A 12,466-nucleotide genomic window follows, 5' to 3' on the forward strand; every position below is an offset into this window, starting at 1 on the left:
CAATGCGCACACAGACCGTCGTCGATACTCCCACGTCCTTCAAAGATTTGCGCGGCGTGCCGGTTTCTTACCGAGACCGCAACGCCATCGACGGGTTGGAACGCGCGATTTTGATGTCTCTGTCCTTTCGTGGGGACGCCATTGCCGAGATTGATGAGGTTCTGGCGGCGCATCCTGATTTCATGATGGGATGGCTCTTCAAAGCGGGCTGGCTGACGCAGGCGATGGAAACGCGCATCTACGATGTGATGGTCGAGAGCCTGGGTCAGGCGGAACGTCTGCTGCCAAGTGCAAACGACCGGGAGCGCGGGCATTTTGAGGCGGTCCGGGCCTGGGTGCAGGGCGACTTTTTCGGTGCCGTGCAAAAGTGGGAAGCGGTTCTGACGCAATATCCGATGGACCTGCTGGCGCTGGAACTGATCCATTACACGATGGTGTTGCTGGGCGATGTGCCGGGCCAGCGTGACGTCGTCGCCCGCGTTTTCAACCTTTGGGATGAAAGCATTCCGGGGTATGAATTCGTCTTGGGGTTTTATTCCTTCGGGCTTGAGGAAAACCGTGATTTCGCCCGCGCGGAGGAGCTCGCGCGGCAGGCCTTGGCCATTCGGCCAGACAACCCCTATGCGGTGCACACGGTCAGCCACGTGATGGAAATGCGCGGTCGTCAGGCGGGCGGTATCCGGTTCATGCAGGATCATGCGGGCATGTGGGGCACCTCAAATTTCGCCAATCACCTGTGGTGGCATACCGGCCTCTATCACCTTGATTTGGAACAATATGATCAGGTTTATGGCATCTTCGACACGCATCTCGATTCCCGGAACAAGGACGGCCATAAATACGAGGAGCTGGATGCCGCAGCCCTGCTGTGGCGCATGAACCTGGTCGGTCAGGATGCAGGGGACCGCTGGACGCATCTGGCCAATAAATGGGAACCGGCGGCTCAGGATACGCTTTATGCCTTCAACGATGTGCATGCGATGCTGACGTTTGTATCCGATGACCGGGTGGATGCGCAAAAGGCGCTCCTGTCCGCGAACGAACGCTATCTGGAGAACGCGTCCGACGCGAATGTGGCGATGACCCGTGAAATCGGGCTACCATTCTGTCTGGCGATGCAGGATTTCAAACAGGAAAACTATACCCGTTGCGTCGACCGTCTGCTGCCCATTCGCTATATGACGCACCGGCTGGGGGGCAGCTACGCGCAGCGTGACATCATTGGCTGGACCTTGCTGGAGGCGGCTTTGCGGGCCGGGCAATTCGATCTGGCGCTCGCGCTGGCCAACGAGCGGACGGGGATCAAGCCGACCTCCGCGCAAAATTGGCGCGCCGTTGCCCGCGCCTTCAAGGGGCTTGGGGACCACGGGCAAGCGGACCGCGCCACCGCAAAAGCACAATCCTTGATCGCCGCATGACCCTCCTGAGCCACGATGCCGTCAGGCGCATCTGTGGACGTCGCTTGCAATAGCGCGATGTTTCGGGCCTTCTTTGTGTATTGTGACGGTGCCTTGCGCCGGAATATTGCATTGGAGCGTTTTTGACCGACCCGAATACCAAATCCCCATCCAATGCGCAGCGCGCGCTGCAGGCTCTGCGTGAGATGATCTTTTCAGGCCAGTTGGCAGCAGGATCAAACCATCTCGAATCCGAACTGGCGGAGCTTTTGAACATGTCGCGCACGCCGGTTCGCGAGGCTGTCTTGATGCTTGAGGGGCAGGGATTGCTGGAATTGCGACCGCGCAAAGGGGTCCGCATCCTTCCGGTTTCCCCCGATGACATGCGCGAGATCTACGATGTTCTGACCGAGCTGGAGAGCCTTGCAGCAGAGCAAGCCGCCCAAAAAGGGTATGGCATTTCGGAGTTAGCGGAACTGGCCCGCGCCATTGAGGATATGGAAGTCGCCGTTGCTTCGGAAGATTTGGAAAAATGGGCCGAAGCGGACGACCGGTTCCATACGGAACTGGTTCGGTTGGGGCGTAATCGGCGCATCGAAAACATCGTCATGATGATGCGGGATCAGGTGCGCCGCGCCCGCATCACGACCCTATTCATGCGCCCGATGCCGCTGAAATCCAACGAAGCGCACCGCCGGGTCTATCAGGCGATTGAACAGGGGGATGCGAATATCGCCCGCGCGGCCCACCGGGCGCACCGTCAGCAAGCCCGCGAAATGCTGGTGGATCTGCTGGAGCGGCACCGGCTGCGGGCGCTGTAACATCCAGGCAATCTGGGGGCTGGTATGGGAACCGCTTCCTCGCTAGTTTGCACGCCTTCGCAACCCTCTGATACAGCAGGAATTCATGCACGACCGTCTTAGAATTGTCTCCGTCACCTTTAACAGTGCCGAGGTCATCGGAGCATTTCTGGCGTCTGTCCCTGAAGGCATTGAAGTGGTCGTTGTGGACAACAACAGCCAGGATACTTCGCGTGATATTGCAGCAGCGCATGGCGCCAGGGTCATCGCATTGCCACAAAATGCCGGGTTTGGAACGGCGTGCAATCGTGGCGCGGAAGGGAACCAGAAGGAATTCGTCTTCTTCTGCAATCCGGATTCGACGCTCACACCCGACTGCTGCGCGCTCTTGATCGCGGCGGCAGAAAAACACCCGCAAGCGGGTGCGATGAACCCGGCCATCCTGAATGGCAAGGGGGACTTGCGGCTGGACCGTCGCTCGGCCCTGATTTCGCGCGCGGAATATACCGACCGGCGGTATGCGGCGCCGGGAAACAAGGACAGCGTGCAGGTCAATATTCTGACCGGGGCGGCGCTCTTTTGCAGGCAGGCGGCTTTTGACGAAGTTGGCGGTTTTGACGAGAAGATTTTCCTCTACCACGAAGACGATGATCTGGTGTACCGGATGCGGCAGGCGCGCTGGACGCTGCGGATCGAACATGGCGCCACGGTCACGCATCTGGGGGGGAAGTCTTCTGGCAGCGCGATCAAGGGCGCCGCGCTCAAGGCCTATTTCATTGCGCAATCGCGGATGTATGTGGAGCGGCAGCATGGCGTTTCCATGCCGGGCTTGCGGGCAGCTGTCCGGGCAGTTGCAAAGCTGCTTTCGCCTTTGACACTTTTGTCCGCGCGCAAACGCGCTCAGGCGTTTGCCTACCTGAAGGGCACGCAACGTTTCGATATGACCCGGTATCAAAATGGCGACTACATGCCTTAGGGTGTCGAAGATCTATGGATCGAGCATGAGGCACACCGTCGATACATGCCGCGCGCGCCGCATATCGACAGCGGATTTGTAATGCTTCTGGCGCAGGATGGTGTTGAAGGGTGCAGGCGCGGATTCGGACGGGGGATTGGGTGACTGTTCCCCAAAAGAGGGCGCCCTGGCGGTGAATTTCGGAAAATTGCTGCAGCGCTGGACGGGTGGCGCCTTTCATGTGACAGCAAAAGTGCGGCGATGGACGCCAGATACCCTCGCCGATGACACGTGTCCCGATCCCTCCGACCCTTGAGAAAACGCCGTTGGGCAGAAAACACGTGACAACATGCTTGAATGCGCCCGGTTTCTGGCCTTCGGTGCCTTGACTTCCCGGTGCTCAAAAGGTGTATCTGGCGCGAAATTTGACCCCGAAGGGAAACATCCATGCATGCCTATCGCAGCCACTCCTGCGCCGATCTGACCGCTGATAACGTGGGCGAAAAAGTTCGCCTGTCGGGCTGGGTGCACCGTGTGCGAGATCACGGCGGCGTTCTGTTCATCGATTTGCGCGATCACTACGGTATGACGCAGGTGCTGTGCGATCCGGACAGCGCGGTTTTTGCGCAAGTTGAGAATGTCCGCGCGGAGTGGTGCATCCGCATCGATGGCGAGGTCAAGGCACGGGATGCATCCCTCGTAAACGCGAAAATCCCAACCGGTGCCATCGAAGTCTATGTCCGCGACATCGAAGTGCTGGGCGCCGCCGGTGAATTGCCGCTTCAGGTCTTCGGCGATCAGGAGTATCCCGAAGAGACGCGGTTGCGGTATCGCTATCTCGATCTGCGGCGCGAAAAGATGCAGGCCAATATGGTCCTGCGCTCTGACGTCGTATCATCGATCCGCCGTCGCATGTGGGACACGGGCTTTCGCGAATTTCAGACACCGATCATCACCGCGTCCAGCCCGGAAGGGGCGCGTGACTTTCTGGTGCCGTCGCGCTTGCACCCCGGCAAATTCTACGCGCTGCCGCAGGCCCCCCAGCAATTCAAACAGTTGTTGATGGTGTCCGGTTTCGACAAGTATTTCCAGATCGCGCCTTGCTTCCGCGACGAAGACCCGCGCGCAGACCGGTCGCCGACCGACTTCTACCAGCTCGATCTAGAGATGAGCTTTGTCGAGCAGCAAGATGTATTCGATGCGATCCAACCCGTCCTGACCGGTATTTTCGAGGAATTCGGGGGTGACAAAACGGTGGATCAGGAGTGGCCGCAGATTTCCTACAAGGACGCGGCGCTCTGGTATGGATCGGACAAGCCCGACCTGCGCAATCCGATCAAGATGCAAGTGGTCTCGGAACACTTCGCGGGTTCCGGTTTTGCGATTTTTGCCAAGTTGCTGGAACAGGAAGGTACCGAGATCCGCGCCATTCCGGCCCCCACCGGCGGTAGCCGCAAATTCTGCGACCGGATGAATGCCTTCGCGCAAAAGGAAGGGTTGCCCGGCATGGGATACATCTTCTGGCGCGATCAGGGCAACGGGATGGAAGCCGCGGGTCCGTTGGCCAAGAACATCGGGCCGGAGCGTACCGAGGCGATCCGCCAGCAGCTTGGCCTTGAGGTCGGCGATGCCGCGTTTTTCCTCGGCGGTAAACCCAAAACCTTTGAGGTCATTGCCGGCAAGGCGCGCAATGTCATCGGCGCTGAGCTTGGTTTGACGGATGAAAAACGCTTTGCCTTTGCCTGGATTGTGGATTTCCCGATTTATGAAAAGGATGCCGAGTCCGGCAAGATCGATTTTGAGCACAACCCTTTCTCCATGCCGCAGGGCGGCATGGCGGCGCTGGAGGGCGATCCGCTGGATGTGCTGGGCTATCAGTACGACCTTGCCTGCAACGGCTATGAGCTGGTGTCGGGGGCCATTCGGAACCACAAACCGGAGATCATGTTCAAAGCCTTTGAAATTGCCGGATACGGTGAGGATGAGGTACGCAAGCGTTTTGGCGGTATGGTCAACGCATTCCAATATGGCGCGCCGCCCCACGGTGGATGTGCGGCCGGGATCGATCGGATCGTGATGCTGCTCGCTGAAGAGAACAACATTCGTGAGGTCATTCTCTTCCCGATGAACCAACGGGCCGAAGATCTGATGATGGCGGCGCCGTCCGAACCAACGAGCGACCAGTTGATGGAGCTTGGGTTGCGCGTCATTCCGCAGGACTGAATGTGAATGAATTTTGGTTGGCCAGCGGCCCGCCCCGTTCTAACGTCTGAGCATGACTGTGTCCGACCGCCCGCAACCCTTCCTCGGAACACCGGTTCCTGATTGGACGCCGCCCGCGGCACCCCTGGGTGCGCCGATGGCAGGTAACTATGTGGCCATGGAGAAGTTGGACGCGGACACGCATGCCGCGTTGCTTTATCGGTCATACGAGGGGCAGGACCACGTCTGGGACTATTTGCCCTACGGTCCGTTTTCCGCCTCGGCACTCTATCATCGCTGGGTGCGTGAGACGGTGCAGGATCCGGCAACACTGTTCTATGCCATCCGCAATCTCGAAAGCGGGAATTGGGAGGGTGTCGCGAGTTTTCTGCGGATTGATCCAACGAACGGGTCCATTGAAGTTGGGCACATCAATTACAGCCCGGCCTTGCAACGCACGCGCGCTGCGACCGAGGCGATGTACCTGATGATGGATTGGGCGTTTTCGCAGGGCTACCGGCGTTATGAATGGAAATGCAATGCTTTGAACCTTGGCTCGCGCAGAGCGGCACAGCGCTATGGCTTCAGCTTTGAAGGTGTCTTTCGGCAAGCAACCATTGCAAAAGGCCACAATCGAGACACCGCGTGGTTCGCAATGATTGACAGTGAATGGCCAGCGCTGCGGGCAGCATTCGATGCCTGGCTGGCACCGTCGAATTTTGATGCGCAAGGCGTGCAACGCGAACGGCTGGGCGATTTGACCCGATTGGTCAGGGCGGCGAGTGACCCCGCGCTCTAGATCGCGAGCTTTTGGGTCAGCCGTTCCTGAATGAGGCCAGCAATCTTGGCGGTTTCCGTGCTGGCCGGTTCGCCTGCAGCGCGTCGTTTTGCCAACGCCTTGGCCGCTTTTTCCAGCACGTCATCCTGCGCCGACCGCGCGACACCCCCAAGAAATTGCGCAACATAGTCGAGCGCCTGATCATCGGCGGGATCTTCCAGAACATCCGCGATATGGGCCATGTCGTCCTGGAACGCCATGCGGTCGGGATGAATGACCTCATCCGGCAGTTGGCGCAGCCCGCTGGGCTGGCGATCTGCGGGCAGATTGGACAGCACCGCTTGTTGGAACGCCGCCAGTGACGTGATCGGTTTTTCCAGAAAACCGTCGGCGCCCGCGGCAAGGGCCTGTGTTTCACCATCAAGATCGCCGGAGGTGCCCAGAAGGACATCGACACGCGGTTCGGTTTGGGTCAGTTCGGCGATCAAATCCACGCCATTTCCATCTGGCAACCCAAGATCAACAATGACCACCGAGGGGCGATAGACCTGCAGATGGCGGCGCGCAGAGCGCAGGCAATCGGCGCGACGGATACGCGCCCCGCTGCGCAGGCAAAGCAACCGCATCGCCTCGCAAGCAAATCGACTGTCTTCGATCACCAATACCGTCAAGCCCAGTAAAGGACGCGTGGCAGTTGGCGCAGGTATTGTCGCGGCAAAGGGGTCAGTTTTTTCCATGATCGCCTCCGGGGTGACTCGGGTTTCGACTCAGCATGGCGCATATATGGCTAACAGCGCGTTAATGGGCCTGCGGCGGTGCGTCACTTGCATCGCGCAGGCCATAACAGCATAAGCGCAGTCAGAAACTTGGGTGGGAGACCGTACCATGATTGGCCGTTTGAACCATGTCGCCATTGCTGTTCCTGACTTGGAGGCTGCGGCGGATCAATATCGTACCGCCTTAGGCGCAAATGTCGGCGCACCCCAGGATGAGCCGGACCATGGCGTCACCGTCATCTTTATCGAACTGCCCAATACCAAGATCGAACTGCTATACCCATTGGGCGAAAACAGCCCGATTCAGGGGTTTCTGGACAAGAACCCTTCGGGCGGCATCCACCATGTCTGCTATGAAGTGGACGACATTTTGACAGCGCGCGACCATCTGCTGGAAACCGGGGCACGGGTTCTGGGGACGGGCGAGCCGAAGATCGGGGCGCATGGCAAGCCGGTATTGTTCCTGCACCCCAAGGATTTCAATGGCTGTCTGGTGGAACTGGAACAGGTCTGACACCGGATAGGGAGGGGACGTAATGGGCATTACATCTGCAATGGTGCTGTTTGCGGTGATCTGGTCGATGACCTTTCTCATCGTCCTGCCCATCCGTGTTCAGACCCAGGGTGACCTTGGCGAGATCGTTCCGGGCACACATGCAGGCGCGCCCGAAGTGCATAATCTGCGCAAAAAGGCCTGGATCACCACAGCGATCAGCGTGGTGCTCTGGATCATCATTACCTCAATCATTGTATTTGAAGTGATCACCGTGCGTGATCTGGACTGGTTCAACCGTGGGACGCCTGCCGCTGAAGCAAGTGAAACAAGTGGGTAAAGGTTGCCGCGCCCAGAATCGGAATGATCAGGTTCAAGAGCGGGATTGACAGCGGGATCGCCATTAGGAACCCTGCGATCCAGATCGTCGGCATGTGACGCGCACGCAGTATCTTGGCCTCTGCCCGACCCACGCGCCTTATGGCTGCCAGCGTGAAATATTCACGACCCAGCAGGAAACCGTTCAACGCCCAGAAGATCAGCGGCGCGGCCGGGGCGAAGATCAGATACAGAACAAGTGCCAGAATGTTGGCCCCGATCAAGACGCCAAGGAAATTCACGGTATCCCGAAGGGCGTCACCGATGGGCACCGGCGTGGCCTTGGGCAGCGCGGGGTAGTGCTCGTCTTCGACGGCCTGCGCCACGGTATCCAAAAACATCGACGTGATGGCCGAGGCGACCGGCACCATCAGGAAGGTCGACAAGATCGCCAGCAAAACCGCAGACCCCCACCCGACCAGATCATTGAGCCAGGTCACCTCGCCGATGAAGGGAAGGGATGTCTGATCTCCGACCAGACCGCCCAGAAACCACACGAAAACTGCAGAAATCGCGATCAACAACGCCAGCGTCAGAGCCACCCCAATGAGCAGCACACGGCGAAACCGCGGATCCGTCATCTGCCCCAGCGCTGCAAAGAAGGCGGTCAAAATCATTCGGGCATCCAGGTTGTAATGCTGTCCAGATCGGGTCTGGGCCGGTCCGGCGGGGTGGATGTTTCAGTGCCGATGTGGATCAAACCTGCGATCCTTTCATGGTTGTCGAGACCCAGGGCCTCTTGCATGAAGCCCCGGTCATGGCTGGGCCAGCCGCTGAGCCAGTTTGCGCCCCACCCCGATGTAAGCGCTGCATTCAAAAGCGCAAGGCAGACCGCCCCGGCGGAATAGGTCTGCTCCAGCGGCGGGATTTTCTCGGAGGGTTTCTGGACTTCGATCACAGCAACCGCCAGATGGCCCTGATCGAACTGACCCCGGCCTTTATCGACCTGTTCTTCTGCAAGGCCAAGCTGTTTTCCACGGGCTTCGGCGATATCGGCCAGCCGCGCCATGGCCGCTTTTTCGATGACGATGAAACGCCAGGGTTCGAGCTTGCCATGATCGGGCGTGCGCGCTGCGGCCTGAAGTAGGGGCGTGAGTTCTTCGGCGGTGGGCACCGGCGTGGTCAGCGTTTTGGCCGGACGTGACCTGCGCGTGCTAAGAAAGTCAAAAGCTTGGGGGTTCGGTGTGGGCATGAGATCAGGTCCTCAAGATCAAAGAAGCGTTGCAAGATGGTCGATTTCACCCTTGAGAAAAGCGTCAAATCGAGGACCTGGCTGTCGCACGTCGAGGGCTGGGCCGAGCGGGTCGGGGGCGGTGATGGTGCTGCCGGAAAGCGCTTCGAGCGTCGCATGACCGCAGAACGGCACATAGACCTCGGAATAACCGCCTTCGTGCACCAGCACGAGGCGACCATCACATAAGCTTTCGGCGGCGTCTTTGACCCGCTGCGTCATCTGGCGGAAGGTTTCCGCGGTCGCCAGCATGCGGGCCAGCGGATCGATGGCGCTGGCGTCAAATCCGCAGGCGACGATGATGATGTCCGGCTGGAAGGCTTCGATCTGCGGCAGCACAATCGTGTCCATCGCATGCAGATAAGCGCTGTGCCCGGTCCCGGCGGGCAGGGGCAAGTTAATGTTATACCCTTCACCCGCACCTTTGCCACGGTCCGCGATGGCGCCGGTATCCAGCGGGTAGTTGCCTTCCTGATGCAGCGAGATCGTCAAGACATCATGGCGGTCATAATAGATGGCCTCTGTGCCATTGCCGTGGTGCACATCCCAGTCCAGCACGACAACGCGTTGCGCCATGCCCTTGGATTGTGCCGCCTCAATGGCAATGGCGATGTTGGCCAGCAGACAGAAGCCATTGGGGAAATCCGGCAGGCAATGGTGACCGGGGGGACGCGACAGGGCATAGGCGTTCTGCAATTCACCCGTCAGGACCGCGTCCACGGCGGCCACGGCCAGGCCCGCGGACAGGGCCGCGATCTCGTATCCGCCCGAAGCAAAGGGCGTCCGCCGCCCCAATTCGCCACCGCCTGCGTCCGAGAGGCGTTTGAACTCATCAAGATAGCTGTCCGGATGCACCCGCAAAAGCGCCTCACGACTGGCCTCAGGTGCGCTGCGCATGTCAAGTTCTGTGGAAATCCCAGTGACATCCATCAGGTTTTTCAGGCGTCTTTTTGTCTCCGGATTCTCCGGCAGCCCCCCGGCGGCAAGGGGTTGGACGTGGCCGCCTATGGGCAGCGTGTAGGAATAGTTTCCACCCGCGTGCCAGAAACATTTTTCGTCCCAGAAAAATCCGGTTGCCATGATCGCGGTCACCCCATGCTGTGTCGCGGGGAAGGTGCCGCAGCACCGCGCGATTGTCCATGCGGTGCTGTCATGAGGGGCCGCATCGGATGATGCGCCTAATCCGCCTCGGCCAATAACGCGGGTACGTCCAGCGGATCATTGACCATCGCCAGATTGCCCTGTCCATCGCGCGGCCAATCTTCGCGCACACGGTCGCGGTAAAGCTCGACGCCATTGCCATCGGGGTCGCGCAGGTAGACAGCCTCGCTGACCCCATGATCCGCGGCACCCTCGAGCGCGATACCGGCATCCGCTACGCGTTTCACCGCCGCAGCCAGGCTTTTGCGATCAGGATAGAGGAAAGCCGCATGATAAAGCCCGGTATGTCCATCCGGTGCCGGGGCGCCACCCTTGCTGTGCCAGGTGTTCAGCCCGATGTGGTGGTGATACCCGCCGGCACCCAGAAACGCAGCGCGATCACCGTACCGCTGTGTCACGTCAAAGCCGAGAATGTCGCGGTAAAACGCAATGGCGCGATCAAGATCCGCGACCTTCAGGTGTACGTGCCCGATGCTGGCATGAGGAGGGTGAGACATGTCCTGTTCCTGTCATCTAAAATTATAAAGAGAACATAATCTTGGGAACAGTTTCACGCCAGATGCGCATTTGCGCAGCAACTGTGCGCCATCTGCACGCAACAGTCGGCGAAGTTTTGCCATTTTAGGACGGAAAACGAGACAAATTCCGCCACCTATGGTAGCATATGCGTTGGGCTACGGGTGATAACTGCATGACACGCATTGCAAATTTTCTAACGTCGCAGGATTTCCTGCAAAGGCTAATCGTGTCGCCGCGCCACGCGCTGGCCGCGCTCTTTGGCTTGGTCATCGGACTTGTTGCGATCTTCTTTCCTAAGGAATTCTTCGTGATTCTGGCCGGATTGACCGGGACGGCGGCTGGATATGCACTTTATAACTTTCCCAAATCTGACAATCCCGTTGCCACCTTGCGGCCGCTTTGGAAGATGCGCCGCCTGCATGCGATGATATTGGGCAGCCTGACGACGGCCTGTCTCGCTGTGCTGCTGTTTCTGCAAGGCATCGGGGCATTCGATGACCAATCAACCGGCAGCGCTGTCTACACCGCTTTGGCCTATGCGTTCTTCGCGTTCAGCGTGTCATCGTATCTCTTTGGGCGCCAAAGCCTGTCACAGGCGCGGCGTAAAATGGCGAAGGCCAGCGTGGAGGAGGTGCACGCATGGCAAATGCGCGCGGATGCGGCGCGCAAAAGCTCCCTGCTGGACGTTTTCTAGGCGCTTTAGCGGACCATCCCGACAATCTCGTAGGTTTTCTCCAGAATAGGCACGGTGATTTCGCGTGCCTGCCGCGCGCCGCGGGCCAGGATGCGGTCAATCTCTGCCGGATCCGCCATCAGACGCGCCATCTCGCTTGAAATCGGCGAGAGCTTTGAGACCGCCAGTTCCGCCAGCAGTGGTTTGAACGCACCAAACTGCTGACCGCCAACCTCGCGCAAAACGTCATCTACGGGTTGTTCGCTGAGTGCGGCGTAGATGTTGATCAGATTGCGCGCCTCGGGCCGCTCAGACAGGCCTGCGGCTTCGGACGGCAGGGCGTCGGGATCAGTTTTGGCCTTGCGGATCTTCTTGGCAATGGTGTCCGCGTCATCGGTCATGTTGATCCGGGAGGCATCCGAGGGGTCCGATTTCGACATCTTCTTGGACCCGTCCCGCAGGGACATCACGCGCGTCGCTGCCCCCTCGATCACCGGTTCCGTGATCGGGAAGAAATCGACGCCGTAGTCGTGGTTAAATTTGGTCGCAATATCGCGGGTCAGCTCAAGATGCTGCTTCTGGTCCTCGCCCACCGGCACGTGGGTGGCGTGATAGACCAGAATGTCGGCCGCCATCAGCGCCGGATACCCAAAAAGGCCCAGCGAGACGTTCTGCGTGTTCTTGCCCGCCTTATCCTTGAACTGTGTCATGCGCTGCATCCAGCCCATGCGCGCCACGCAGGAAAAAATCCACCCCAGCTGCGCATGCTCCGGCACCTGGCTTTGGTTGATCAGGATCGATTTTTCCGGGCTGATCCCGCTGGCGATGAACCCCGCAGCCAGTTCGCGCGTGTTGTGCTGCAGATCGCTCGGATCCTGCCAGACGGTGATCGCATGCAGGTCGACCATGCAATAAACCGTGGGCATTCCAGCGTCCTGCATCTGCACGAAACGCTTGATCGCCCCCAGATAATTGCCCAGCGTCAGCCCGCCCGACGGCTGAATGCCGGAAAAGACACGTGGCGTAAAAGTCGGGGTTGTCATGTCGGTCTCCGTTCGTGCTGGAAAAGCAGTTTGCGCTGGCTTACCCATGGGTCAGAGCAT

General features: G+C 59.2%; 14 protein-coding genes. 8 read left to right on the forward strand and 6 right to left on the reverse strand.

Features of this window, described 5'->3' with window-relative positions; genetic code table 11:
• Nucleotides 1–2 precede the first annotated feature (2 nt).
• The 5 genes from Q1A63_RS04075 to Q1A63_RS04095 all read left to right on the forward strand — a co-directional run bounded on the left by Q1A63_RS04075 (nt 3) and on the right by Q1A63_RS04095 (nt 6,153).
• Nucleotides 3–1,418 (forward strand): tetratricopeptide repeat protein, encoded by a 1,416-nt coding sequence (locus tag Q1A63_RS04075; protein WP_298969454.1) that lies wholly within the window; start codon nt 3–5, stop codon nt 1,416–1,418.
• Between the two features lie 122 nt (nt 1,419–1,540).
• Nucleotides 1,541–2,218, forward strand: coding sequence for a GntR family transcriptional regulator (locus Q1A63_RS04080; protein ID WP_298969455.1), 678 nt, complete (start codon nt 1,541–1,543; stop codon nt 2,216–2,218).
• An 85-nt stretch (nt 2,219–2,303) separates the two neighbouring features.
• Complete coding sequence (locus tag Q1A63_RS04085) at nt 2,304–3,173, forward strand: glycosyltransferase family 2 protein (RefSeq protein WP_299630751.1); 870 nt, start codon at nt 2,304–2,306, stop codon at nt 3,171–3,173.
• Between the two features lie 426 nt (nt 3,174–3,599).
• Entirely contained in the window at nt 3,600–5,375 is a 1,776-nt protein-coding gene (gene aspS / locus Q1A63_RS04090) for an aspartate--tRNA ligase (RefSeq protein WP_298969457.1), read from the forward strand.
• A 52-nt stretch (nt 5,376–5,427) separates the two neighbouring features.
• On the forward strand, nt 5,428–6,153 hold the full coding sequence (locus tag Q1A63_RS04095; protein ID WP_298969458.1) for a GNAT family protein: 726 nt from the start codon (nt 5,428–5,430) through the stop codon (nt 6,151–6,153).
• Here the strand turns inward: Q1A63_RS04095 and Q1A63_RS04100 are convergent.
• Nucleotides 6,150–6,869 carry a response regulator gene (locus Q1A63_RS04100; RefSeq protein WP_299630754.1) on the reverse strand — a complete coding sequence of 240 codons (720 nt, stop codon included), beginning with the start codon at nt 6,867–6,869 and terminating at the stop codon, nt 6,150–6,152. The genes Q1A63_RS04095 and Q1A63_RS04100 overlap by 4 nt on opposite strands.
• Before the next feature lie 148 nt (nt 6,870–7,017).
• Between Q1A63_RS04100 and mce the strand changes: the two genes are divergently transcribed.
• Nucleotides 7,018–7,422 carry a methylmalonyl-CoA epimerase gene (gene mce, locus Q1A63_RS04105; RefSeq protein WP_299503452.1) on the forward strand — a complete coding sequence of 135 codons (405 nt, stop codon included), beginning with the start codon at nt 7,018–7,020 and terminating at the stop codon, nt 7,420–7,422.
• Between the two features lie 22 nt (nt 7,423–7,444).
• On the forward strand, nt 7,445–7,741 hold the full coding sequence (locus Q1A63_RS04110; protein ID WP_298969461.1) for a DUF1467 family protein: 297 nt from the start codon (nt 7,445–7,447) through the stop codon (nt 7,739–7,741).
• Here Q1A63_RS04110 and Q1A63_RS04115 read toward each other — a convergent pair.
• From Q1A63_RS04115 to Q1A63_RS04130, 4 genes are all read right to left on the reverse strand, one after another.
• Nucleotides 7,695–8,396 carry an EI24 domain-containing protein gene (locus Q1A63_RS04115; protein ID WP_299630757.1) on the reverse strand — a complete coding sequence of 234 codons (702 nt, stop codon included), beginning with the start codon at nt 8,394–8,396 and terminating at the stop codon, nt 7,695–7,697. The two genes, Q1A63_RS04110 and Q1A63_RS04115, sit on opposite strands and share 47 nt — an antisense overlap.
• Complete coding sequence (locus Q1A63_RS04120; protein WP_299630759.1) at nt 8,393–8,971, reverse strand: nitroreductase; 579 nt, start codon at nt 8,969–8,971, stop codon at nt 8,393–8,395. The genes Q1A63_RS04115 and Q1A63_RS04120 overlap by 4 nt, the downstream gene beginning before the upstream one ends.
• A gap of 18 nt (nt 8,972–8,989) precedes the next feature.
• Nucleotides 8,990–10,090, reverse strand: a complete 1,101-nt coding sequence (locus tag Q1A63_RS04125; RefSeq protein ID WP_299630761.1) for a class II histone deacetylase — start codon at nt 10,088–10,090, stop codon at nt 8,990–8,992.
• Between the two features lie 98 nt (nt 10,091–10,188).
• On the reverse strand, nt 10,189–10,668 hold the full coding sequence (locus Q1A63_RS04130; RefSeq protein ID WP_299630763.1) for a VOC family protein: 480 nt from the start codon (nt 10,666–10,668) through the stop codon (nt 10,189–10,191).
• Nucleotides 10,669–10,862: 194 nt separating this feature from the next.
• Between Q1A63_RS04130 and Q1A63_RS04135 the strand changes: the two genes are divergently transcribed.
• The gene (locus Q1A63_RS04135) at nt 10,863–11,384 is read left to right on the forward strand and encodes a hypothetical protein (protein ID WP_298969466.1); all 522 of its coding nucleotides are present in this window, start codon (nt 10,863–10,865) and stop codon (nt 11,382–11,384) included.
• 5 nt (nt 11,385–11,389) lie between these two features.
• Here the strand turns inward: Q1A63_RS04135 and trpS are convergent, their stop codons facing one another.
• Complete coding sequence (gene trpS / locus Q1A63_RS04140; protein ID WP_298969467.1) at nt 11,390–12,406, reverse strand: tryptophan--tRNA ligase; 1,017 nt, start codon at nt 12,404–12,406, stop codon at nt 11,390–11,392.
• Between the last annotated feature and the right edge of the window lie 60 nt (nt 12,407–12,466).

It is taken from the genome of uncultured Roseobacter sp. (assembly GCF_947499265.1).
GTDB lineage: Bacteria > Pseudomonadota > Alphaproteobacteria > Rhodobacterales > Rhodobacteraceae > Roseobacter.